Origin of the sequence: Isoptericola jiangsuensis (genome assembly GCF_048320105.1) — a bacterium.
In the GTDB taxonomy this organism is placed as follows: Bacteria; Actinomycetota; Actinomycetes; order Actinomycetales; family Cellulomonadaceae; genus Isoptericola; species Isoptericola jiangsuensis_A.
Genome location: NZ_CP182942.1, coordinates 1,282,936 through 1,304,379, shown reverse-complemented (window position 1 = coordinate 1,304,379; position 21,444 = coordinate 1,282,936). Strand labels below are relative to the sequence as shown.

Here is a 21,444-nt window from a genome sequence, read left to right as displayed (position 1 = left end):
GGTGGGGCTCTCAGGGCCACGCCGGGTTGGTCAGCGCGCGATCTGTCCAAACGGCACCGGCGACCAGTGCAGGTCCCGCTCGACCACATCGCCGAGCGGCCCTGCCGCGACGGATTCCAGTTCCGGCAGGTACACGTACCCCCACTCGCCGCCGTGGCCGAGGTCGCAGAAGCCGAACGCGTTGCCGGTGGTCCAGTCGGCCTCGACGAGCCACCAGTCGGCCGCGCCGATGAAGTAGTGCAGGTGCGCCACCTTGTCGGCGGCGGGGGTGTCCTCGGTTCCGTACAGCGGCGGCACGGCGGCGCGCAGGACGGCGGGAGGGTAGAAGTCGTGGCCGCGCCGCAGCCGCTGCGACTCCACGAGGCGGACGCTCACAGCGCCACTCGCAGCCAGGTGCCGTTGCCGCGCACGCTGCCGTGCCCTGCCGTGGCCCATGCCTCGACCTGCTCCTTGTCGGCGCGGACGTCGACGTTGCCCCGGTTCACGTACAGGGCACCGGTGCTGGTGCTGACCTTCTTGCCGATGCCGGCGAACTCCCCGGTGACCGTGATCCCGAGAAGCTCCGCCACGCGCTGTGCGTCGGCCAGACCCCGAGCAGGCTTCTCAGGAGCCGCGGGGGAGCTGGGGGAGGTGCTGGTGCCCGGCGTCGCCTTGCGAGCGGTACGCGTCGGCTCAGAGGTCTTCTTGACGGTGCTGGCCATGATCGTCTCCTTGACTATTCCGTGGGCTAGCCACCCACGCGGGTAGGCCAAACTTTGCCTGACGTGTGACCTGGCTCACAAACAGTCTGGTGAGGTGACGATTTACGGAAGCCCTGGTCAATAGGGGTGCAGATTGCATTGATGGGTATGTATGCTTCTGCTTGTCGGCCCAAGCAGTGGGCCGGTGGTACGGGTTGCAGCGGGTCGCTCCGCTGGCCTAGGGACTCGGCCCCGTGGAACGGGCAGGGTGTACGCATCTCCGGAACGTACGGAGGGCGGCGGCGGGGCAGGCAGCCCGCCGCAGGACATCGGTAGAAGCGCCGGTTGGCTACCGGACGGAAGACGGGCACCACCGAGATGGTGCCGGTGATGCCTACGGGCCTCATCAGAGGACTTCCGATGACACCCCTAGTCCCGCCTCTTCGAGCAGCGATTGCTCAGTTGGCGTCGCGCCACCGCCACCACCCGAATGACGCCATCCGCCTCGAAGAGGCCAGGCGTGACCTCAGCGCGGCTCGTGTCGCTGCCGCAATCGAGAAGGCCCTCGCGGAAGACTCGCTTCCGACGCCCGAGCAGCGCGCCGTCCTCGCCCAGATGCTTCTGCGCGGTGAGGCGAAGTGAGCGCCCGGGAGCGCGTTGCCGAGGCCCTGTGGCAGAACGGCTTCGCCGTCGAGGACGCCGGGTTCTACGCCGACGAGTGGTTGCGCGGCGACCAGCGCGGACAGCATCACTGGCTCGGCACGCCGGATGCCCATGACATCGAGGCGCACGCCCTGGTGGCCGTGGCCGCTGTGGCCCTCGCCGGGATGCAGCACGACCTCGCACTGAAGCTCCTGGCCGACGCGCAGGAGCGGATCACCTCCGGCGCGAGCCGGTCCGTCGCACACCGGGTCAAGGCCCTGCGTGAGTCCGGGGAGGTGCGCTGTGGCTGACCTCAAGTTCCCCATCGCCACCGCTCCGCGCAAGGACTCCAAGACGTGGACGCAGGGGTGGATCACCTGGGACGAAATGCTCGCCTGGCTGAAGTCGCCCGCGTCGGTGAAGGAGTGCGGCGGCTACGTGCTGGGCACATTCGACGGTGAACGCCGCACCCGAGAGACGGTGGTGTCGAGGGCAGCACTCACGCTCGACGTGGACACCCCCGACTCGAGTTTCATCGCCGACGCCGCGCTGAGCCTCGACGCACTGTTGCTGTGGCACTCGACCTACTCGTCTACGCCCGACGCTCGTCGGTACCGGCTGGTGATTCCGACAGATCGGGTGATGACCCCCGACGAGTACCGGCAGGCGGCTGCCGTGGTGATGCACCGCCTCGGCCACGAGCAGTTCGACCCAGGTTCGGCACAGCCCGAACGCTTCATGTACAAGCCGTCGGCGAAGAAGCCCGAGTGGTTCGAGGGGGACAGCCTGGCGGGCGACCCCGTCCGCGTGGACGACCTGCTGGCCGAGTGGGAGAACCTGCCGCGCGAGTCTGCCGAGTCGTTGGCGGCGTTGCCGCAGGAATCGAAGGACTCCGACCTTCCCGAGGTGCCGGTGCAGAACCCGGGATGGGTCGCGGCGATGCTCCGCAACATCGTGTTCGAGATGACCGTCTCGGACGGCGACGTGGGCAACCGCAACAATCGGCTCTACGGGCTGGCGCTTCGTGCTGGTCGCTTCATCGCACGAGGGCACCTGGACGAGGCCGAAGCCCGCGAGGAACTGACCGAGGCCGCGCTGCTCGCGGGCCTTGAACCCGGCGAGGTCGAGCGAACGCTCAGCAACGGCCTCCGCGACGGGCGGCAGCACCCCGCCGACCCGCCCGCGCCCCGTGCGACCACCGAGCTTCTGGCGCTGTTCGAGGCGACTCCGGTGCTCCGACACATCCGCCAGGCCGCGCTCGCGCAGTTGGTGTCGTCACCCGCGCTGCTCGCGATGGTGCTGGGCCGCGTGCTGGCCGAGGTGCCGCCCGAGGTCTGCCTGCCGCCCGTGGTGGGTGGGCGCGCGGCCCTCAACCTCGGGGTGCTGCCTGTAGGCGGCAGCGGGTCGGGCAAGTCGGCTCTGCTGTCCACATCGAGGCGGCTGCTCGGCTGGGCTGGCGAGTGCCAGAAGGTGGAGCTGGAGCGGAACGTCGGGAGCGGTGAGGGCATCGTCGAGACGTTCCTCAAGACGAAGCGAGTCCCGAACCCCGACAACCCGAGCACGAACATCACGACGAAGGTGCTCGTCGACGACCCCCGCCGCATTCTCATCGCGGACGAGGTCGACGCCCTGGCCGCGCAGTCGGACCGGGCCGGGGCCACGCTCTCGGCGACGGTTCGAAGCGCACTGACCGGAGGTTCGCTCGGGCAGGAGAACGCCACCGCGGAGCGCAGACGACACGTGCCCGAGGGGGAGTACCGCCTGGTGATGGTGGTGGGGGTGCAGCCGTCGCGGTCCGGTGCGCTGCTCAAGGACACCGACGCTGGCACGCCGCAGCGGTTCCTCTGGGTTCCTGCCACCGACGCGACCCTTTCGCGTGACCCGGTCGCGTGGCCGGGCGAACTGAACTGGTCGCCCCCGGTCGACCTGCCTGACGAGATCGACTACCCCGACCACATCAAGGCCGAGGTGCGCCACACCCGGTTCCTGCAGGCGACCGGTGCTTCGACCGACGAGACCAAGGGGCACCTGATGCTCCTGCGGCTCAAGGTGGCGGCGGCGCTCGCACTGCTGCACGGCGAGATGGCCATCACGGACCAGTGGTGGTCGCTCGCAACCACGCTCACCGACCTTTCGGTCGAGACGCAGGAGTTGTGTCGGCGCGCGCTGGGCGAGCAGGCACAGAAGGAACTCCAGAACTCGACGACCGCCAAGGCCCGCGCGCAGGCCGTCGCGGAGGACGCCGTGGCCGAAGACCAGGTGCGAACCCTGGCGAACCAGGTGCTCGGCAAGGTCCGCGAGGCAGGCGACGACGGCCTCCCGAAGAAAGCGGTTCGTCCACGCCCCGAGCGGCGGCACCTGCTGGACGAAGCCATCGACCACCTCGTCGCCAGCGGGCAGGTCGTCACGTCGGAGACCCGCGCTCGCAACGGCGGCATCTCGGTCCGCCTTCGCTACGCGGGGAGCGACCGATGAGCCGGAGCAGCAAGAACGTCGACGCGCTCCGGCAGCGCAAGGTCCGCCGCGAGGCCGAGCGCAGCCAGGCCAACCAACACCGAGACAAGTACGCGCATCTGTCGCGTAGGACCGACTCGAAGGAGAACCGCCGTGGATGACCGACCCATGCACCCGCTGCTCCTGGCGGTGCTCTACAAGGAGGCCGAGGACACCGGCGACGACGCGGACGTCGACTACTACTGGAACTGTCTGCTCGACGCCGCGCCGCAGATCACGATCGAGGGTGCTCCCGCCGAGTCCGTCAACGACCTGTTCAAGGCTGGACTGGGCGGGCTCTTCACCCTCGCATCGTGGGGCAGCGTCGACGCCCTGGACCTCCTCATAGAGCTCCTGCCGGACGAGCCCAAGCCCGCACCTCGCCCGGTGCAGTCGCGATCCTCACGCGAGCGTGTGGCGCGCCTCGGTGAGGACGTGGCCCTCAACCGGTTCCTGAGTGCGGCGTACGAAGTGTTCGGCGACGAGGCCTGGACCTCGCGGATGGCTGTCGAGCAACTCGGCGACGCCCTCCCAGTCCTTCCCGTCATCGGCAACCCGATCGCGCACCTGGGCACCTGGCTCAGGGGCCGTCGTGGCATGACCACCGCCGCAGGGCGTCGAGTCGACTGCCTCGGCAAGAGCCAGAGTCTGCCCGTCGACAGCCCCGACTGGGGCCGCAACCAGTACCGCATCACCATCACCGACAAGGAGAACTCCGATGCCTGACCTCACCGACGCCGAGTTCAGCGCCGCCCTCGCGGCGCTGAAGTCCGGCCAGCAGAACGACGCCCTCGACCGTGCGAGCCGTATGAACGACCTCAAGTCGCAGGGAGCGTCGCGCCGCGCCCGTGCCCGCGACCGCGCCGCGCTGCTCGACTCCATCAAGTCCGACCGCAAGAACAAGGAGGCCTGACCATGGCTGCGAAGACGAAGACCCCGACCACCTCCGACGCGCAGAAGGCCGTGGCCGCTGCCGAGTCCGACCTCGCCCGCTGGGAGAAGGCGCTCGCCGAGGCGAACGTCGCCCTGCTCACCGTGCGCGGCACGAAGCCGAAGTCGCCGGCGGAGGCCGACACCCTCGCCTCTGACCGGTCCACCGCCGAGAACCGCGTGGCCATCCTCGGCGAGGCTGTCGCCGAGGCGGAGTTGGCGGTCACCGCTGCGAAGGCGGACGTGCTGCTGGCGCTCGCGACCGAAGAGGATCAGCGGGCTGCTGCCGCCAACGCGCAGTGCGACTCCGCCCGGACCAAGATCGCCGCGCTGGAGGGCGACCTCAAGACCGCGAAGGCAGTGCTGGCGAAGGCGCTCGGCGAGGCGTCGCTGGCCGACACCCGTGCGAAGGTCCACCGCTACGCGGCGGCGAACCAGCAGGTGCCCGACGGTCTCACGGCCTACGAGGCGGGCATCGGTGACACGTTCGCCCGCCTCCAAGTGAGCGGGGCCGAGGTGATTCCGCCCGAGGCGCGCGAGTTCGCGGGCCAGTTCGCCCCTGAGGTCGTCGACGACGCCCCGTACGTCAACGGCTCCAAGCGCTACGGCGTCGGCTGGGAGGGTGCTCCCGACGACGACGCGGCCACGGTGCTCACGACCGGCGAGCGCACCCAGTCCCTCGACCCGGAGACGGCTCACCTCGACCGGGACTAGGGCGGCGGGCCGACAGCGCGGGTGGGAAGCCGCCCGCGCTGTCGGCGTCGCACGGTGAATTCACCCGTGGCCAGGCACCCTCACTACCCGTCACCTTGGAAGGATTCGGACATGAGCAACGTCAAGATGGTCGTGATCGCAGTCGTGACGCTGGTGGTGATCGCTGCCGGTGTGGGTATCGGTGTCACCGTGGCGCTCGACCACCGGGACAAAAAGCAGGCCGAGGCAGCCGCCGTGGCACTCGCAGCGGCGGAAGAAGAAGCCGCCGCCGAAGCGGAAGCGGCTGCCGCAGCAGAAGAAGAGGCCCGCGACCAGGAGTGTGCGGCTCTGACCGAGGGGTACATCGACGAGAACCTCAGCACCTACGTCGACCACGGCCCCGACTACGAAGCAGGCGACTTCCGCTTCGGTGAGAACGGGGCGAACCTGATCGCGCGGTACACGGCGGAGTGGGCTGGGGAGAACCTCGTACCCCTGGACTGCGCCGACGACTACTACGTGGACCTGTTCATCGCGGCGAAGGCCGAGGCGGACGCCTACATCGAGGTGAACGCGCCGAGCGCGAAGGAACTCGCGCCCGAGTACGCGGCCCTCATCGGTCACTGAGGAAACCCCGCCACGCCGGGTGAAAGCACCCTTTCCGGCGTGGTGAACACGCACCTGAATAGGACTTTCGCCCTATTCTTGGCGCGAACCCCCACCCGTCTCTCCGGAGGATCCGTGAACGCGTTCCATGAGGCGAAGAAGCCTGCCGCGGTGCTGAAGCACGCCATCTTGGACCAGTATGTGACGCCCTTCGCGAGCAAGACAGGAAGCACGTCGCCCGGAGGGCGGGTGGCCTTCATTGACGGGTACGCGGGGCCGGGGTACTACGAGGACGGGTCGGAGGGGTCAGCCGCGATGCTGATCCGGAAGGCTCACGAGCTGAAGGCGATGCAGCGCCCACGACGGGCAGAGCTTCACTTCGTGGAGCAGGACGCTGCGGTCGCCACGAGGCTTCGAAGCGTGGTTGAGAGAGAGGGGCAGGGCCTTGAGGTCACTGTCCAGGACGGGGACATCGCCGCTCACCTGCCCGGGTTGCTTGAGCATGCCAGTGGAATTCCGCTGTTCGCCTACTTGGACCCCTGCGGCCTCATCATCCCGATGGACCAGGTCGCCTCGATCTTCCACAGGCCGGGAAACCCCGCAGCGACCGAAGTCCTCATCAACCTGACCGCGCATCTCCGTCGCTTCGGGGGCATCTTGTCCAACGGAAAGTCGGACAAGAGCAGCGTGGCGTCGTTGAAGCGCATCGACGACGTCTGCGGCGGCACCTGGTGGCGCGACGCATGGTTGGAGAAGTGCCCCGACCAGGAGGCCTCCGACGACGACCGGACCGCTGCAGAACTGGCCGTCGTCGAGGGGTACGCGGCGAAGCTCCGTGAGCACATTGGGGTCGCAGGTTCGTGGGTGATCGACGTGCGCCCCCGTGCGGACCTCAAGCCGATCTACTACCTGATCTTCGCCACGCGCCACGTCGCCGGGATGACCACGTTCGGAGCGTCGTCTTCGCTCGGCCTGAAGGCGTGGCGGAAGTACCTCGCGAAGGCTGCTGCCCAGGACACCCTCTTCGGCGACGGCGGCGCGTGGGAAGAGGACTGGAAGGCCGCAGAGAAGGTGCTCGATGAGCAGTGGGTCCGCACGCTCGTCGAGCGGATCACCGCGGAGTTGGAGAAGGGGCAGCCCTTCAGCATCGCAGGAAACGACGAGATCCTGCGGGATGATCTGGCCGGTGTCGTGCGCAACACGCACTTTCGCGCGGCCATCAATCAGGTCCGTGCCGCTGGGAAGACCACGACGGAGACCAGGGGCGTGGAGAACTGCATGACGCTTGTGATCACGCCTGCGTAGTCAACGGCATCTCGTCCCAGAGCCGCCCGTCGAGTTCGCGCCCGTTGCTCTTCGGTGTGCGCCCACCCCATTGCTTGAAGAAGAAGGCGACGCTCTGTCGCTGGCACTCGTCGCGGAGTTCTCGTACCCACTCCGGGTCGAGTGGCCGATGGTTCGGACCACTCTCGCCACCCGCGATGAGCCAGTGCATCCCGGTCAGGTCGATCCCTGCGAGTGAGCCGAGCAGCGGCTCCGCGGAGACGAAGCGTGTCGCTGCTGGGACCGCGCGTAGTTCGTCCAGCCGCCACAACTGGTCCGTGGTCTCCACGCTCACACCGAGCCAGACGTTGCTAGGCCAGGGGAGTTCCCGAGCCATGCGTGCAGCACGACGGGGCCGCTTCGTCAGTACCTGGTAGGTGTGCCGAGGCGTCTCCGCCATCACCTTGAAGACCTCCTGGATGAAAGTCGTAGAGATCCGCGCGTGGAACAGGTCGGACATGCTGTCGACGAAGATCACCCGGGGGGCGGACCAAGACCTGGGGATGTTGAGCGCTGACGGGTGCTCGGTGATGGCGAACCCTGGGCCGCTAGTGCGTGGGTCACCGTCCACTTGATACTTGGGGTTGCCCATTGCCTTCAGTCGCTTGGCCAGCGTCAGCGCGTAGCAGTTGTCGCAGCCTGGGCTGATGCGGTCGCACCCCGTCGTGGGGTTCCAAGTCGCCTCTGTCCACTCGATCCCGCTGCCGTCCGCCATGAAGACACCGTAGGCCACGCGATGCGTAGGTTCGCGCATCGCGTGGCCCGACGTCAGGACATACCTCAACACCGTGGTTTGAGCACGGCCCGTACCCAGGCCGGCAAGACGACCATGCTCAACGCCCTCGCGGGCTCGATCCCGTCCGGGCAGCGCGTCATCTCCTGCGAGGAGGTCTTCGAGCTGCGCCTGCCCGTCCGCGACCACGTCGCGATGCAGTGCCGTCAGCCCAGCCTGGAGGGCACCGGCGAGATCCCGCTGCGTCGGCTGGTCAAGGAGGCGCTGCGGATGCGCCCGGACCGGATCGTGATCGGCGAGGTGCGCGAGGCCGAGAGCTTCGACCTCCTCGTCGCCCTCAACGCCGGTGTTCCCGGCATGTGCACCATCCACGCGAACTCCGCCCGCGAGGCGGTCACGAAGATGTGCACGCTCCCGCTCCTGGCCGGGGAGAACGTGTCCGCACGCTTCGTCACGCCCACCGTGGCGTCATCCCTGGACGTGGTCGTGCACCTCGGTGTGGCCCCGGACGGCGTGCGCCAGGTGCGCGAGATCGTGGCCGTCACGGGACGGGTGGAGTCGGACCGCGTCGAGACCGCGCAGATCTTCCACCGCCCGTCGGGGGCCCGCGGCGGGGACCTCGTGCGCGGCGACGGCTTCCCGACCGGCGTCGAACGGTACGAACGGGTGGGCATCGACGTGCACGCCGTGCTGGCGGAGGCCGGCTGATGGGCGTCGTGATCGGGATGACGGGCGGCGTCGGGCTCTTCTGCCTCTGGTGGTCATGCTGGGAACGGGTCCCCCGGCCGCGTCGGCGCAGCCGCCGGCACCAGGCGCTGCAGGACCTCCTGGTCCAGGCGGACGCGGGATCCGTCACCCCCGGCGGGCTGTACGCGTTCGCGGCCGGCGTCGCCGCCGTCGTCCTCGTCGTGGGCCTGGCGATCACCCGCTCCCCGGCCATCGCCTGCGCGTTCGCCGCCATCGCCGCGGTCGGCCCGGAAGCGATGGTCCGGGCACGGGCTCGCAAGCGCCGCGACGACCTGCGCGAGGTCTGGCCCGACGTCGTCGACCACCTCGCCTCGGGTGTGCGCGCGGGGCTGTCGCTGCCGGAGGCCGTGGCCCAGCTCGCCGAGCGCGGACCCGTCGCGCTGCGGGAGCCGTTCGGCAGGTTCGCCGCGGACTACCGCACGACCGGTCGGTTCGGCGAGTGCCTCGACCTCCTCAAGGAACGCCTCGCCGACCCCGTCGCGGACCGCATCGTCGAGGCGTTGCGACTCACCCGCGAGGTGGGTGGCACGGACCTCGGCCGCCTGCTGCGGAGCCTGTCGGAGTTCCTGCGCGAGGACGCCCGTACGCGCGGGGAGCTCGAGGCCCGCCAGTCGTGGACGATCAACGGGGCCAGGATCGCCGCGGCCGGACCCTGGATCGTCCTCGCGCTCCTCGCGTCCCGCCCGGAGACGGCCCAGGCCTACGACTCGGCCGCGGGCGTCGCGGTGCTCGTGGCCGGGGCGGGCTGCTCCCTGGTCGCCTACCGGCTGATGCGCAGGATCGGCCGCCTCCCCGAGGAGAGCAGGGTGCTGCGATGACCCTGGCGACCACCGGCGCCGTGCTGGGACTGCTCGGCGGGTTCGGTCTCGTGCTGATCGTGGCGGGCGTGCGGGGGCGTCGCATCACCCTCGACGAACGTCTCGCGCCCGCGCTGCGGCACCGCGACCGCACCTCGGTGCTGCTCCGCGTCGCGGAGGTGCGGCCCGGACGGTTCGGCTCGGTCGAGCGGCTCGTCACGCCCTGGGTGTCCGACCTCGCCACGTGGTTCGAGCGGTTGGGCTCGGGGCGGGCCGACGTCCAGCGCAGGCTCGACCGCGCGGGGTCCGCGGACACCGTCGAGCAGTTCCGTGCCCGACAGCTCGTGTGGTCCGCGCTGGGCCTCGCCGGCGGGCTGGCCACCGCCGTCCTCCTGGCGGCGACCCGGGGGAGCTCCGTCGTGGTGCTCGGTGCCCTGGTGCTGCTCGCCGGGGCGAGCGCCTTCGTCGCCTGCGACCTGCGGCTCTCGTCGGCGGCGAGCCGGCGCGAGGAGCGCATGCTCTCGGAGTTCCCCACCATCGCCGAGCTGCTCGCCCTCGCCGTGACGGCCGGGGAAGGCCCGGTGCAGGCGCTCGAACGGGTCTCGACCACGGCACGCGGGGAGCTGTCGAGCGAGTTCGGCGCGATGCTCGCCGAGGTCCGCGCGGGCGCGCCGATCGTGGGAGCCCTCGGTGCGATGGCCGACCGCACCGGGCTGCCCGCCCTCACCCGGTTCGCCGAGGGCGTCGCGGTCGCGCTGGAGCGCGGGACCCCGCTGGCCGAGGTGCTGCGCGCACAGGCGCAGGACGTCCGCGAGTCCGGCCGGCGCGCCCTGATGGAGGCCGGCGGCAAGAAGGAGATCGCCATGCTCGTGCCCGTCGTCTTCCTGATCCTGCCGATCACCGTCGTCTTCGCCGTGTTCCCGTCGCTCGCGACCCTGCAGATCGGGTTGTGAGCACCACCCATGGAAAGGTCAGACATGTCCCGAGGCCCGCAGCACCCCGATCCCACGACGCGCCCCGGTGCGGACGACCCGGAACGGGGGGACGTCCCGGGGTGGGTCCTGGTGACCCTGATGACCGCAGGCCTGGTCGTCGCGCTCTGGGCGCTCGCCGGACCGCTGCTGGAGCAGACCTTCAGCGAGGCGATCAAGAGCGTCACCGGACCGTGATCGCGGGACCGGCACGCACGAGCTCCTCGAGCACGAGCACGAGCCCCGCGCGCACGGCTCCACGTACCGGCCCGGGGAGCAGGGGTCGGCGGTGGCCGAGTTCGTCCTCGTCTCGGCGCTGGTGGTCGCGCTGTTCCTGGGCGTCGTGCAGCTCGCCCTGGCGCTGCACGTCCGCGGGCTGGTGATCGACGCCGCCGCTGAGGGCGCCCGCGTCGCCTCGCGCGCCGACGCGGACCTCGCCTCCGGCGCGGAGCGCACCCGGGCGCTGCTCCGCTCGGCGTTGTCGCCGCGGTACGCCGAGGACGTCGTGGTGGCGCGGACGGTGCAGGACGGCCTCGACGTCGTCGAGGTGACGGTGCGTGCCCCGCTGCCCGTGGTGGGGATCCTCGGCCCGGGCGGCTCGATGACCCTGACCGGTCACGCGTTGGACGAGGGACCGTGGGGCCGGTGACCGCCGGAGTGCCGGTCGACGCTCGCGCGCCACGGCCGGGTGCCGCCGCGCGGCACCGCGACGCGGCCGACCCCGAGGAGGGTTCCGCGCTGCTGGAGTTCCTGGCGGGCAGCGTGCTGTTCCTGGTGCCGCTGGTCTACCTGGTGGTCGCCGTCGGTCAGGTGCAGGCGGCCGCGTTCGCCGTGGAGGGGGCCGCGCGGGAGTCGGCGCGCGCCGTGGTGACGGCCGACAGCTCCGACGAGGGCGTGGAACGGGCGGCGGCTGCCACCCTGCTCGCGCTGGAGGACCAGGGCTTCGAGGCCGACGCCGAGGACGTGCTGGACCTGGCGTGCTCGCACGACCCCTGCCTCACCCCCGGAGCGACGGTCGGTGTGACCGTCCGCTACGAGGTGCCGCTGCCGCTGGTCCCGGCCGCGCTCCAGGGCTGGGTTCCCCTGGCCGTTCCCGTCGAGTCGTCGCACGTCGCTGCGGTGGGAGACGTCGCGGCGGTGCGGCCGTGAACCATCAGGGCGAGGAGGGTCGCATCCTGCTGCTGACCGTCGGCTTCCTGGCCGTCGGCCTGATGCTCGTCGCCGCGGTCGCCTCCGCCGCCTCGGTGCACCTCGATCGCAAGCACCTGTTCGACCTGGCGGACTCGCTCGCCGTCGCGGGCGCCGACTCGGCACGTGCCGCGGCCCACTACGCGGGTGCGGAGCCGGGGGAGTCGGGCTCGGACGTGGTGATCGTGCTGTCCGACGCCGAGGTGGCACGCGAGGTATCCGAGCACCTGGCGAGCCAGCCGGGGACGACGGCGCCGGGCCTGCGGGGCGTGCAGGTCGCCGAGGCGACGAGCCCGGACGGCCGCAGTGCCAGGGTCACCCTGGTCGCGACGTCCCACCCGCCGCTCCTGCGCTGGTTCACCGACAGCTTCACGGGCGGCTTCGCCCTGACGGCGACGGCCACCGCCCGCGCCGGGTGAGCGCAGGCGGTGGCCGTCGTGGTGCAGCGGGCGGCGCGGGTCAGCAGCGACCCTTGCCGTGCCGCTTCTCGGACTGCGGCGCCCAGCCGTCGTCGCCGGAGAGGTAGTCCGCGACCTCGTGGTCGCGGGCCTCGGTGCGGGTCAGCTGCGGGCGGTCGTCGTCGACCTTCGCGCCCGGACCGGAGTTGCGGTACTCGGCGTTGCTGCCCTCGGCCCAGTCGTAGCCCGACATGGTCGTCCACGGGTCGGCCTTGACGTGCGCGCCGAGCCAGGAGTCACGCACGACGACGCGGGGGTCGTTGTCCGGGGCGCTGCTCGGGTGCCAGGGCCGGCCGAGGAAGAAGCTGCCGTCCGCGGCGTCGGTGGTGAACCGCGAGCCCACCACGAGGAACCCGTGCGCGAAGTCCTTCGAGGTGCTGGGGGCGAACACGTAGCCGCTCGGGTCGGAGTCGCGGTCGAGCGCCTTGATCGTCGAGTCCTCGATGACGGCCGTGGCGCGTCCGAAGATGAAGTCGACGTCACCCTCGACGTAGCTGTCGCGCACGTACACGCGGGACGGCACGTCCGCGGACGGGGTGTCCAGGTAGAGGGTGTCCTGGTTGCCGAGGAACCGGACGTCGTCGAACACGATCTTGTCGGCGCGCGTCTTGACCGCGACGGCCTGGTGGCCGGAGATCTCGGGGTGGGCGGCCTCGTCGAACGCGTTCTCGAAGGTGACGGACGTGGCGTGGAACTCGGCCCCGGACACCGTCACGGTGGCGCTGCCGGTGGTGCCCCAGGTGCCGCCCTCGGGCTTGGCGGTCCCGGCGGCCCGGTCGTCGGTGATGACGACGTCGGTGGGGTCGCCGGTCGAGCCCACGAACGACAGGCGCGGGTGGGCGGAGTCGACGTCGACCCGGCCCTGGTAGACGCCCGGACGGATGAGGATCTCGATGCGCTCGGTCGAGTTCTCGGGGGCGAGGTCGATGGCCTCCTGGATCGTGCCGGCGTCCCCGGAGCCGTCCTGGGCCACGACGATGCGGGGACCGTCGTCGTGCCGGTCGCCGTGGTGGTGGTCGCGGTGGCCCCCGGCCTGGGCGGGGACGGCCGTCGCGAGACAGGCGCCCGCGGCGGTGAGCGCGGCGATCGTGCGGATCGCGGCGTGGTGGCGAGTGGTCGTGGGCATCGTTGCCTCCTGGTGTCGACGTCGACGTAGACCGCGAGAAACCGGTTCCCGACGGCGAGTGCAACGTTGTCACAGGTGAGCGCCGATGGCAACGGTCCACCCGACCCGGCGGTAGGGTGGGACATCGTGGCCACCATCGACTTCCCCGCAGAGATCAAGGGGCTCCGCTCCACCCTCGAGTCCATCGAGTCCGTGAGCGACCCCACCGCCCTGCAGGCGAAGGTCGACGACCTGTCGGAGCAGGCCGCCGCCCCCGACCTGTGGGACGACCCCGAGCAGGGGCAGAAGATCACCTCGGCCCTGTCCGCGACGCAGTCCGAGCTGGACCGGGTCGAGCGGCTGGCGCAGCGCATCGCCGACGTCGAGACGCTGGTCGAGCTGGGCCACGAGATGGACGACGCCGACTCCCTGGACGAGGCCGAGGCCGAGGTCGCCGCCATCCGCAAGGACCTGGACGCGCTCGAGATCCGCACGCTCCTGGCCGGCGAGTACGACGCGCGCGACGCCGTCGTGACGATCCGTGCCGGCGCCGGCGGCGTCGACGCGGCGGACTTCGCCGAGATGCTGATGCGCATGTACCTGCGCTGGGCCGAGCGCCACGGCTACTCCACCAAGGTCATGGACACCTCCTACGCCGAGGAGGCGGGCCTGAAGTCCGCCACGTTCGAGGTCAACGCCCCGTACGCGTTCGGGAACCTGTCGGTGGAGGCGGGCACTCACCGCCTGGTGCGGATCTCGCCGTTCGACAACCAGGGTCGCCGCCAGACGTCGTTCGCCGCCGTCGAGGTGGTCCCGCTCATCGAGCAGACCGACTCCATCGAGATCCCCGAGTCGGAGCTCAAGGTCGACGTCTTCCGGTCCTCCGGGCCCGGCGGCCAGTCCGTCAACACCACGGACTCCGCGGTGCGCATGACGCACCTTCCCACCGGCACGGTCGTGTCGATGCAGAACGAGAAGTCGCAGATCCAGAACCGGGCCGCCGCCCTGCGCGTCATGCAGTCCCGCCTGCTGCTCATCCGCCAGCAGGAGGAGGCCGCGAAGAAGAAGGAGCTCGCCGGCGACATCAAGGCGAGCTGGGGCGACCAGATGCGTTCCTACGTGCTGCAGCCGTACCAGATGGTCAAGGACCTGCGCACCGAGCACGAGTCGGGCAACACCCAGGCCGTGTTCGACGGCGCGATCGACGACTTCATCGAGGCGGGCATCCGCTGGCGACGGTCCGGCACCGCGTCCTGAGCTCCGGCACCGCCCTCTGAGGACCCGCTGACGCCCCGGATCGGGTTGTCCAGGGCAACGGACTGACCCGCGGCTCCTCGGCGTGTCCTTCCTCCCGGGTGCGGGGCCCCCGTGCGACTCTCGAATCCGGGTCGTCGCCCCCACCTTGGTGACGTGCCCGGAAAGGGGCACGTCGTGATCCGGTTCGAGAACGTCTCGAAGGTCTACGCGCGCGGCGCGAGACCTGCGCTCGACGACGTCTCCGTCGACGTCGAACGAGGGGAGTTCGTGTTCCTCGTCGGCGCCTCGGGCTCCGGCAAGTCCACGTTCCTGCGCCTCGTGCTGCGCGAGGAACGTCCCACGGACGGGCGCGTCTACGTCGCCGGCCGCGACCTGACCCGCCTGTCGTCGTGGCGCGTGCCCGGGCTGCGCCGGGGGATCGGCATGGTCTTCCAGGACTTCCGCCTGCTGCCCAACAAGACCGTCTACGAGAACGTCGCCTTCGCCCTGCAGGTCATCGGGCGCCCCCGGCACGCGATCCGCACCACGGTCCCCGAGGTCCTCGAGTGGGTGGGCCTGGACGGCAAGGAGAAGCGCCGTCCGCACGAGCTGTCCGGCGGGGAGCAGCAGCGGGTCGCCATCGCGCGGGCCTTCGTCAACCGTCCGCAGATCCTGCTCGCGGACGAGCCCACCGGAAACCTCGACCCGACGACGTCGCTGGGGATCATGCGCCTGCTCGACCGCATCAACCGCACCGGCACCACCGTGGTCATGGCCACCCACGACGACGAGATCGTCAACGAGATGCGCCGCCGGGTGGTCGAGCTCTCCACCGGCAAGATCGTGCGCGACGAGGCCGAGGCCGCGTACGGCCGACGCGAGGAGATCCTGCCCGCCGTCGGACCGGCGCCCGTCCTGGACGCACCCGGCCGCGGCGTGCCGGTCCAACGCATCACCGTCCAGCCTGAACCCGGTGACATCGCGGCCGAGGAGGCCGCCGAGCGCGCGGCCGACGAGGCCGACGAGCAGGGCCCCTTCGAGCTGTCGGGCACGGCCGCCGGGCGCGAGGAGGCCTGAGACGTGCGTCTGCAGTTCATCCTCGCCGAGGTCCTCCAGGGCCTGCGCCGCAACGCGACGATGGTCGTCTCGGTGATCCTGGTGACGTTCGTGTCGCTGACGTTCGTCGGTGCCGCCGCCCTGCTGCAGATGCAGGTGACCAAGCTCAAGGGCGACTGGTACGACCTCGTCGAGGTCTCGGTGTTCCTGTGCCCCGACGGCTCCACCGCCCCCACCTGCGCGGCCGGCGAGGCCGACGAGGACCAGGTCGCCGCGATCGAGCGCACCATCGAGACGGACCTGGGCGACATCGTGGCCACGACGTTCTTCGAGTCCAAGGCGGACGCGTTCGAGGCGTTCACCGCGCGCTACCCCGACGGCTACCAGGGCACCCAGCTCACCGAGGACGACATGCAGGCGTCGTTCCGGCTCAAGCTCGCCGACCCCGAGCAGTACCAGGTGGTCGACGACGTGCTGTCCGGACGTGACGGCGTGGAGGTCGTGGAGGACCAGCGAGCGGCGTTCGAGCCGCTGTTCCTGGCGCTCAACCGGGCTTCCCTGGTCGCGGTCGGGCTGGCCGCCGTCATGCTGCTCGCCGCCGCCCTGCTCATCATCACCACCATCCGGCTCTCCGCCGTCTCGCGCCAGCGCGAGACGGGCATCATGCGGCTCGTCGGGGCCTCGACCCTGTTCGTGCAGCTCCCGTTCATGCTGGAGGGAGCGATCGCGGCGCTCGTCGGCGCGGTGCTCGCCGTCGGCGGGCTGTGGGCAGCGGTGCAGTTCCTGGTGGTGGACTGGCTCGCCGCGTCGGTCGACTGGGTCGACCACGTCAGTACCGCCGACGTCCTGACCATCGCGCCGCTGCTGCTCGTCGTCGCAGTGGTCCTCGCCGGGGTGTCGTCCGCCGTCACCCTGCACCGGTACACGAGAGTGTGATCCCCATGGCCACCCCCGCCTCCCGAACCTCTCGCCTGCGCCGTGTCGTGGGCGCCGTCGTCGTCGCGCTGCTGGTCCTCGGACCGCAGTCGTCGCCCGCCCTGGCCGACGACCTCGACGACCAGCGCGCCGCCGCCGAGGCCCAGCAGCGCAAGAAGGAGGCGGAGCGCGAGGACCTCCAGCACGACCTGGAGGACGCCAACGACGCCTTCCGGCAGGCCGTGCTCGACCTCAACGAGGTGGAGGGCCGGCTGCCCGTCGCGCAGGCCGAGCTCGCCGAGGCGCAGGCGCGGCTGGCCGAGGCGCGTCGCAAGGCGGCGGTCCTGGCGGACCGTCTCACCGACGCCGAGCAGGAGGAGAAGGAGGTCTCGGGGCGGATCGAGGCGGACGAGGGCAAGACGGAGGAGGCCCGGTCCGACGTCGTGGCGATGGCGCGCGAGGCCTACCGGCGCGGCGACGACGTCAGCACGCTCGGGCTGGTCACGGGGGCGCAGTCCACCCAGGAGTTCCTCGAGGACGTCGCAGTGACGTCGTCCGCGGCGCGCAGCCGGTCCCGTGCGGTCGCGGAGCTGCAAGAGGCGGAGACGGTGGCCCGCAACCAGCAGGCCCGGCTCGACGCGATCCGTGCCACGATCGCCGACCTCAAGGCGGAGGCCGACGCGAACGTCGTGGCGGCCGAGGAGGCCGAGGAGGAGGCGGCGGAGCGCAAGGCCGAGGTCGAGCGGCTCATCGCCGAGCAGGAGGAGCTCAAGGCGACGATCGCGTCCCAGCGCGACGAGACGATCTCCGAGCTCGAGGAGAACGACGCCCAGCGCGAGTCGCTCAAGTCCGAGATCAAGGACCTCATCGTCAAGCAGGAGGAGCGGGACCGTCGGCTCGAGGAGGAGCGGCGCCAGCGCGAGGAGGCCGAGCGCAAGAAGCGTGAGGCGGAGGCCGCCGAACGACGCAAGGCGGAGCAGGAGGCGGCGGAGAAGGAGCGCGAGTCGAACAAGGGCGGCTCCGGAGGCTCCAGCTCGGGCGGCGGCTCCGGCGGCGGATCGTCGTCCGGCGGCGGCTCGGGCGGTTCCGGTTCGGGCGGCAGCTCCGGCTCCGGCAGCTCGGGCGGCTCCGGCGGCGGGGGCGGCGGCGGGTCGAGCTCCAGCGGGACGTTCCTGGGCTGGCCGACGGCGTACCACCACGTCACGAGCTCCTACGGCATGCGCTTCCACCCGGCCCTGAACTACTGGAGGCTGCACGCGGGCACCGACATCCGCGCCTACTGCGGCACCCCCGTCTACGCGGCGGAGAGCGGCTACGTCGAGAAGGCGTACTACGGCAGCGGCCCGGGCAACAACGTGCTCATCAACCACGGGCGGTACAAGGGCGACAGCGTGATGACCCGGTACCTGCACCTGTCACGGGACACGGTGTTCGTGGGGGAGAAGGTCGACAAGGGCGAGATCATCGGGTACTCGGGGACCACCGGCACCTCCACGGCGTGCCACCTGCACTTCGAGGTCTACGTCAACGGCGACACCGTCGACCCGATGAAGGGCTGGCTCGGCTGACGTCCTCCCTCCCGACACTGCCTACGCCGGGGAGAAAACGCCTGGACCGACGTCGTCGGACGCGTATCCTGGGACGTCGCGAGCCCACGCACCCGGGAGGAGGAAGCCTGTGTCCAACAAGGCCAAGGGCGCCAAGAAGAAGGCCGACGACCCGCGCAAGGTCGTGGCGAACAACAAGAAGGCGCGTCACGACTATGTGATCGAGGACGTGTTCGAGGCGGGCATCGTCCTGTCCGGGACCGAGGTCAAGGCCCTGCGGATGGGGCGGGCGTCGTTGCTCGAGGGCTACGTGGCGATCGACCGCGACGAGGCCTGGCTGGAGAACGTCCACATCCCGGAGTACTTCCAGGGGACGTGGAACAACCACGCGCCGCGGCGCAAGCGCAAGCTGCTGCTGCACCGCGACGAGATCGACCGGCTGGGCGTGAAGTCGCGCGAGAAGGGGCACACGATCGTGCCGCTGCGCCTGTACTTCCTCGACGGTCGCGCCAAGGTGGAGATCGCGCTGGCGCGAGGCAAGAAGGAGTACGACAAGCGCCAGACCCTGCGCGAGAAGCAGGACGTCCGCGAGGCCCAGCGCGCCATGCGCTCCCGCGAGCTGCTCGGCTGACGTCGGCCGGCCGGGGGAACCCTCGGGAGGACCGGCGGGAATTCTCGTGCGGCCGACGTCGTTGATCCACTACGATGGGAGACGTCGGCGTCCGCGCCGGCAGGTCCGGACCAGATTTCCTGGGTTGCTCCGGACCGGATTGACAACACCACAGGGGCTGATCGGTTTCGACGGTGGTCGTGCTTCAGAGTGAAGCGGGCCGAGGATGCAGACTCATCTCGTGAACGACTGTCTGTCAACCTATAGGTGCCGATAACAACAAGCGCACCGACTTCGCCCTCGCCGCCTGAGCGAGCCTGAAGTCCGTCGGCCCGGGGATGCTCTCGCCCCGGTAGCCGGCGTCATCTAGAGAGCCACTGCTCGTCGTCCCTGTCACCGGGGCGGCGGGGACTTCTTGGTGACTGGGCCCGTCCGCACCTTGTCTGCGTGAGTGCGGGGGCCGAGAAAAGCACAGCAGACTGCGCCCGGAGAAGCCTCCGAAAAGCGCCACCGGACCCGGGTTCGATTCCCGGCAGCTCCACAGCCCCGAGAGGCCCCGCCACGGCGGGGCCTCTCGCATGTCCGGACACCGCATGTCCGGACACCGCATGTCCGGACCCGCACGCAGGTCGCTGCCCTGTGCGCGACCCGCCCTGCCCCGCCCCGCCCCGCCCCGCCCTGCCCTGCCCTGCCCCGCCCCGCCCCGCACCGCACCACACAGCCCCGCCGCGGACTCGGCTGTCCGCCCGGATCGGCAGGAGATGCCCGTTCAGGTGGACAGCCACCGTCATCGTCGCCAGGGTGGAGGGCACCATCGCGGCGGGCGACCCCCGACGCACGACGGCGGGAGGATCCACGTGCCCCAAGGAAGACTCGACACGCTGGCCAAGCGGCTCGGCCTGCGGACGGACCCGACGATCTTCTTCGTCTCGGCCGGACTCATGGTGCTGTTCCTGGTGGTCCTGCTGATCTTCCCGACCCCCATCGGGCAGGCGTTCGGCGCCGGTCGCGAATGGGTGGTCACCAACCTCGGCTGGTTCTTCATCCTGGGGGTGACGATCTGGCTGGTCTTTCTCGCCTACGTCGCCCTCAGCCGGTACGGGCACCTGCGGCTGGGGCCCGACGACTCCCGGCCCGAGTACAGCAACCTGTCGTGGTTCGCGATGCTGTTCGCCGGTGGCATCGGCACGGTGCTGATGTTCTGGGGGGTGGCGGAACCCATCTCCCACTTCGGCAACCCGCCGTTCGCGGGCGTGGAGCCCTACTCGGCGGAGGCCGCCGAGGACGCGATGTCCGTGTCCCTGTACGACCTGGGGCTGCACACGTGGACGATCTTCACGCTGCCGGGCCTCGCGTTCGGCTACTTCGTCTACCGCCACGACCTGCCGCTGCGCGTCAGCTCGGTGTTCTACCCGCTCCTCAAGCAGCGGATCTACGGGCCGATCGGCAAGACCATCGACATCTTCGCCGTGCTGGGCACCCTGTTCGGCCTGGCGGTGTCGCTGGGGCTGGGCACCTCGCAGATCGGCGCGGGCATCAACCACCTGCTGCCCGAGGTGGACAACAGCATGTGGCTGCAGGTCGGGATCATCACCGTCCTGACCGCCGTCGCGGTGACCTCGATCGTCGCGGGGCTCGACAAGGGCGTGAAGCGGCTGTCGAACATCAACATCCTCATGGCCGTCGGCCTGATGATCTTCATCCTGATCTCCGGCGACACGATCTTCCTGCTGCGCCAGGTCCCGCAGAGCATCGGCGTGTACCTGCAGGACCTGACGGGCCTGGCCTTCTGGAACGACGCGATGTCGCCCTTCACCAAGGACGGCGGCTGGGGCTGGCAGGGTGACTGGACGGTCTTCTACTGGGCGTGGACGGTCACCTGGGCGCCCTTCATGGGCGTGTTCCTGGCGCGCATCTCCAAGGGGCGCACGATCCGGCAGTTCGTGGCCGGCGTGCTGCTCGCCCCGACGCTGTTCACCGTGGTGTGGTTCGTGGTCTTCGGGTGGTCGGCGATGGAGCTCGACGGCATCGGAGGGTCCGGCGGGGTGATCTCCGAGGCGGTGTCGGAGGACGTCGCCCTGGCGATGTTCACCTTCTTCGAGCAGTTCCCGGCCGCGACCCTCGTCTCCGGGATCGCGGTGGTCGTGGTGGCGTTGTTCTTCGCCACGTCGTCGGACTCGGCGTCGCTGGTGGTGGACATGCTCTGCGTGGGCACGTCGGACGCCGGGCCCACCCGGCAGCGCGTCTTCTGGGGCGTGAGCGAGGGTGCTCTGGCCGCGTCGCTGATCATCCTCGGCGGGTTGACGAACGCGGACGGCATCGGCGCCCTGCAGCAGGTGATCACCGTCATCGGGCTGCCGATCTTCGTCCTGGTCTTCATCATGATGTTCACCCTCCTCAAGGCGCTGCACGGTGAGCGGCAGGCCGCCGTCGAGGCGCAGTTTGCCGGGGTGCTGGCCAAGGCCGAGCACGGCCGCGGGCGGCCGAAGGTCGCGGGCCAGGGCCGGTCCCGGGGGCGTGAGTCGTCGCCGGAGCAGGCATCCGTGCCCGCGTCGGGGTCCGGGGACGGCGCCGACGAGTCGGAGGAGACGGGCGATCCAGGTCGGAGCTGAATTGTGAGGGATGCTGCGTAATGCCGCTAGGGTGACGGTGTGCTCGACGACACACCGCTCCCTGGGGCCCCAGCTCCCGCCGACCGGACCGCGACCGGGATG

Annotated in this window: 23 protein-coding genes, 1 other RNA gene and 1 pseudogene; 21 read left to right on the top strand and 4 right to left on the bottom strand. The window is 70.5% G+C overall.

Annotation, left to right across the window (positions count from 1 at the left end):
• Positions 1–30: 30 nt before the first annotated feature.
• Together ACNHYB_RS06180 and ACNHYB_RS06175 are read right to left on the bottom strand one after the other, a co-directional pair.
• Positions 31–375 carry a DUF2958 domain-containing protein gene (locus ACNHYB_RS06180; RefSeq protein WP_418277536.1) on the bottom strand — a complete coding sequence of 115 codons (345 nt, stop codon included), beginning with the start codon at positions 373–375 and terminating at the stop codon, positions 31–33.
• Complete coding sequence (locus tag ACNHYB_RS06175; protein ID WP_418277535.1) at positions 372–701, bottom strand: hypothetical protein; 330 nt, start codon at positions 699–701, stop codon at positions 372–374. The genes ACNHYB_RS06180 and ACNHYB_RS06175 overlap by 4 nt, the downstream gene beginning before the upstream one ends.
• Positions 702–1,318: 617 nt before the next feature.
• Between ACNHYB_RS06175 and ACNHYB_RS06170 the strand changes: the two genes are divergently transcribed.
• The 7 genes from ACNHYB_RS06170 to tcmP all read left to right on the top strand — a co-directional run bounded on the left by ACNHYB_RS06170 (position 1,319) and on the right by tcmP (position 7,349).
• On the top strand, positions 1,319–1,633 hold the full coding sequence (locus ACNHYB_RS06170; RefSeq protein WP_418277534.1) for a hypothetical protein: 315 nt from the start codon (positions 1,319–1,321) through the stop codon (positions 1,631–1,633).
• Positions 1,626–3,797 carry a hypothetical protein gene (locus tag ACNHYB_RS06165; protein WP_418277533.1) on the top strand — a complete coding sequence of 724 codons (2,172 nt, stop codon included), beginning with the start codon at positions 1,626–1,628 and terminating at the stop codon, positions 3,795–3,797. The genes ACNHYB_RS06170 and ACNHYB_RS06165 overlap by 8 nt, the downstream gene beginning before the upstream one ends.
• Before the next feature lie 132 nt (positions 3,798–3,929).
• Positions 3,930–4,541 carry a hypothetical protein gene (locus tag ACNHYB_RS06160; RefSeq protein ID WP_418277531.1) on the top strand — a complete coding sequence of 204 codons (612 nt, stop codon included), beginning with the start codon at positions 3,930–3,932 and terminating at the stop codon, positions 4,539–4,541.
• Positions 4,534–4,728, top strand: a complete 195-nt coding sequence (locus ACNHYB_RS06155; protein WP_418277530.1) for a hypothetical protein — start codon at positions 4,534–4,536, stop codon at positions 4,726–4,728. The genes ACNHYB_RS06160 and ACNHYB_RS06155 overlap by 8 nt, the downstream gene beginning before the upstream one ends.
• A 2-nt stretch (positions 4,729–4,730) precedes the next feature.
• The gene (locus ACNHYB_RS06150) at positions 4,731–5,459 is read left to right on the top strand and encodes a hypothetical protein (RefSeq protein WP_418277529.1); all 729 of its coding nucleotides are present in this window, start codon (positions 4,731–4,733) and stop codon (positions 5,457–5,459) included.
• A gap of 111 nt (positions 5,460–5,570) precedes the next feature.
• Entirely contained in the window at positions 5,571–6,065 is a 495-nt protein-coding gene (locus tag ACNHYB_RS06145) for a hypothetical protein (RefSeq protein WP_418277527.1), read from the top strand.
• Positions 6,066–6,179: 114 nt separating this feature from the next.
• Entirely contained in the window at positions 6,180–7,349 is a 1,170-nt protein-coding gene (gene tcmP, locus ACNHYB_RS06140) for a three-Cys-motif partner protein TcmP (protein WP_418277526.1), read from the top strand.
• Here the strand turns inward: tcmP and ACNHYB_RS06135 are convergent.
• Positions 7,336–8,082, bottom strand: a complete 747-nt coding sequence (locus ACNHYB_RS06135) for a DUF5131 family protein (RefSeq protein ID WP_418277525.1) — start codon at positions 8,080–8,082, stop codon at positions 7,336–7,338. The genes tcmP and ACNHYB_RS06135 overlap by 14 nt on opposite strands.
• A 78-nt stretch (positions 8,083–8,160) precedes the next feature.
• Between ACNHYB_RS06135 and ACNHYB_RS06130 the strand changes: the two are divergent.
• The 7 genes and pseudogenes from ACNHYB_RS06130 to ACNHYB_RS06100 all read left to right on the top strand — a co-directional run.
• Positions 8,161–8,808 (top strand): annotated as a pseudogene (locus ACNHYB_RS06130) (CpaF family protein); the annotation flags it as partial.
• The gene (locus ACNHYB_RS06125; protein WP_418277524.1) at positions 8,808–9,665 is read left to right on the top strand and encodes a type II secretion system F family protein; all 858 of its coding nucleotides are present in this window, start codon (positions 8,808–8,810) and stop codon (positions 9,663–9,665) included. The pseudogene ACNHYB_RS06130 and the gene ACNHYB_RS06125, both read left to right, overlap by 1 nt.
• The gene (locus ACNHYB_RS06120; protein ID WP_418277522.1) at positions 9,662–10,597 is read left to right on the top strand and encodes a type II secretion system F family protein; all 936 of its coding nucleotides are present in this window, start codon (positions 9,662–9,664) and stop codon (positions 10,595–10,597) included. The genes ACNHYB_RS06125 and ACNHYB_RS06120 overlap by 4 nt, the downstream gene beginning before the upstream one ends.
• Before the next feature lie 24 nt (positions 10,598–10,621).
• A complete protein-coding gene (locus ACNHYB_RS06115) occupies positions 10,622–10,813 on the top strand; it encodes a hypothetical protein (protein WP_418277521.1) in 192 nt (63 codons plus the stop codon).
• 91 nt (positions 10,814–10,904) lie between these two features.
• Positions 10,905–11,264: a TadE/TadG family type IV pilus assembly protein gene (locus tag ACNHYB_RS06110; RefSeq protein ID WP_418277519.1), complete on the top strand. Its 360-nt coding sequence runs from the start codon at positions 10,905–10,907 to the stop codon at positions 11,262–11,264.
• The gene (locus ACNHYB_RS06105; RefSeq protein WP_418277518.1) at positions 11,261–11,764 is read left to right on the top strand and encodes a pilus assembly protein; all 504 of its coding nucleotides are present in this window, start codon (positions 11,261–11,263) and stop codon (positions 11,762–11,764) included. The genes ACNHYB_RS06110 and ACNHYB_RS06105 overlap by 4 nt, the downstream gene beginning before the upstream one ends.
• On the top strand, positions 11,761–12,222 hold the full coding sequence (locus ACNHYB_RS06100) for a hypothetical protein (RefSeq protein WP_418277517.1): 462 nt from the start codon (positions 11,761–11,763) through the stop codon (positions 12,220–12,222). The genes ACNHYB_RS06105 and ACNHYB_RS06100 overlap by 4 nt, the downstream gene beginning before the upstream one ends.
• A 40-nt stretch (positions 12,223–12,262) precedes the next feature.
• On the opposite strand, the gene ACNHYB_RS06095 is transcribed toward ACNHYB_RS06100, so the two are convergent.
• Positions 12,263–13,387, bottom strand: a complete 1,125-nt coding sequence (locus ACNHYB_RS06095) for a pectinesterase family protein (protein WP_418277515.1) — start codon at positions 13,385–13,387, stop codon at positions 12,263–12,265.
• Positions 13,388–13,513: 126 nt separating this feature from the next.
• On the opposite strand from ACNHYB_RS06095, the gene prfB reads away from it, so the two are divergent.
• The 7 genes from prfB (at position 13,514) to ACNHYB_RS06060 (ending at position 21,342) form a co-directional block, all read left to right on the top strand.
• A complete protein-coding gene (prfB, locus tag ACNHYB_RS06090) occupies positions 13,514–14,623 on the top strand; it encodes a peptide chain release factor 2 (RefSeq protein ID WP_418277514.1) in 1,110 nt (369 codons plus the stop codon).
• A gap of 174 nt (positions 14,624–14,797) precedes the next feature.
• Positions 14,798–15,679 (top strand): cell division ATP-binding protein FtsE, encoded by an 882-nt coding sequence (gene ftsE, locus ACNHYB_RS06085; RefSeq protein WP_418277513.1) that lies wholly within the window; start codon positions 14,798–14,800, stop codon positions 15,677–15,679.
• A gap of 3 nt (positions 15,680–15,682) precedes the next feature.
• Positions 15,683–16,594, top strand: a complete 912-nt coding sequence (gene ftsX, locus ACNHYB_RS06080) for a permease-like cell division protein FtsX (protein ID WP_418277512.1) — start codon at positions 15,683–15,685, stop codon at positions 16,592–16,594.
• Positions 16,595–16,599: 5 nt separating this feature from the next.
• Complete coding sequence (locus tag ACNHYB_RS06075) at positions 16,600–18,141, top strand: peptidoglycan DD-metalloendopeptidase family protein (protein WP_418277511.1); 1,542 nt, start codon at positions 16,600–16,602, stop codon at positions 18,139–18,141.
• Between the two features lie 109 nt (positions 18,142–18,250).
• On the top strand, positions 18,251–18,751 hold the full coding sequence (gene smpB / locus ACNHYB_RS06070) for an SsrA-binding protein SmpB (RefSeq protein ID WP_418277510.1): 501 nt from the start codon (positions 18,251–18,253) through the stop codon (positions 18,749–18,751).
• 153 nt (positions 18,752–18,904) lie between these two features.
• Positions 18,905–19,274, top strand: a transfer-messenger RNA (tmRNA) gene (gene ssrA / locus ACNHYB_RS06065).
• Positions 19,275–19,587: 313 nt separating this feature from the next.
• Positions 19,588–21,342, top strand: coding sequence for a BCCT family transporter (locus ACNHYB_RS06060; protein ID WP_418277508.1), 1,755 nt, complete (start codon positions 19,588–19,590; stop codon positions 21,340–21,342).
• Positions 21,343–21,444 lie beyond the last annotated feature (102 nt).

Bases quoted from the DNA above. Each gene is read 5' to 3' on its own strand.
- ACNHYB_RS06095 (WP_418277515.1), bottom strand. From the start codon at position 13,387: ATGCCCACGACCACTCGCCACCACGCCGCGATCCGCACGATCGCCGCG.
- ACNHYB_RS06175 (WP_418277535.1), bottom strand. From the start codon at position 701: ATGGCCAGCACCGTCAAGAAGACCTCTGAGCCGACGCGTACCGCTCGC.
- ACNHYB_RS06075 (WP_418277511.1), top strand. From the start codon at position 16,600: ATGGCCACCCCCGCCTCCCGAACCTCTCGCCTGCGCCGTGTCGTGGGC.
- ACNHYB_RS06135 (WP_418277525.1), bottom strand. From the start codon at position 8,082: ATGGCGGACGGCAGCGGGATCGAGTGGACAGAGGCGACTTGGAACCCC.
- ACNHYB_RS06120 (WP_418277522.1), top strand. From the start codon at position 9,662: ATGACCCTGGCGACCACCGGCGCCGTGCTGGGACTGCTCGGCGGGTTC.
- ACNHYB_RS06125 (WP_418277524.1), top strand. From the start codon at position 8,808: ATGGGCGTCGTGATCGGGATGACGGGCGGCGTCGGGCTCTTCTGCCTC.
- ACNHYB_RS06150 (WP_418277529.1), top strand. From the start codon at position 4,731: ATGGCTGCGAAGACGAAGACCCCGACCACCTCCGACGCGCAGAAGGCC.
- ACNHYB_RS06115 (WP_418277521.1), top strand. From the start codon at position 10,622: ATGTCCCGAGGCCCGCAGCACCCCGATCCCACGACGCGCCCCGGTGCG.
- ACNHYB_RS06145 (WP_418277527.1), top strand. From the start codon at position 5,571: ATGAGCAACGTCAAGATGGTCGTGATCGCAGTCGTGACGCTGGTGGTG.
- ACNHYB_RS06155 (WP_418277530.1), top strand. From the start codon at position 4,534: ATGCCTGACCTCACCGACGCCGAGTTCAGCGCCGCCCTCGCGGCGCTG.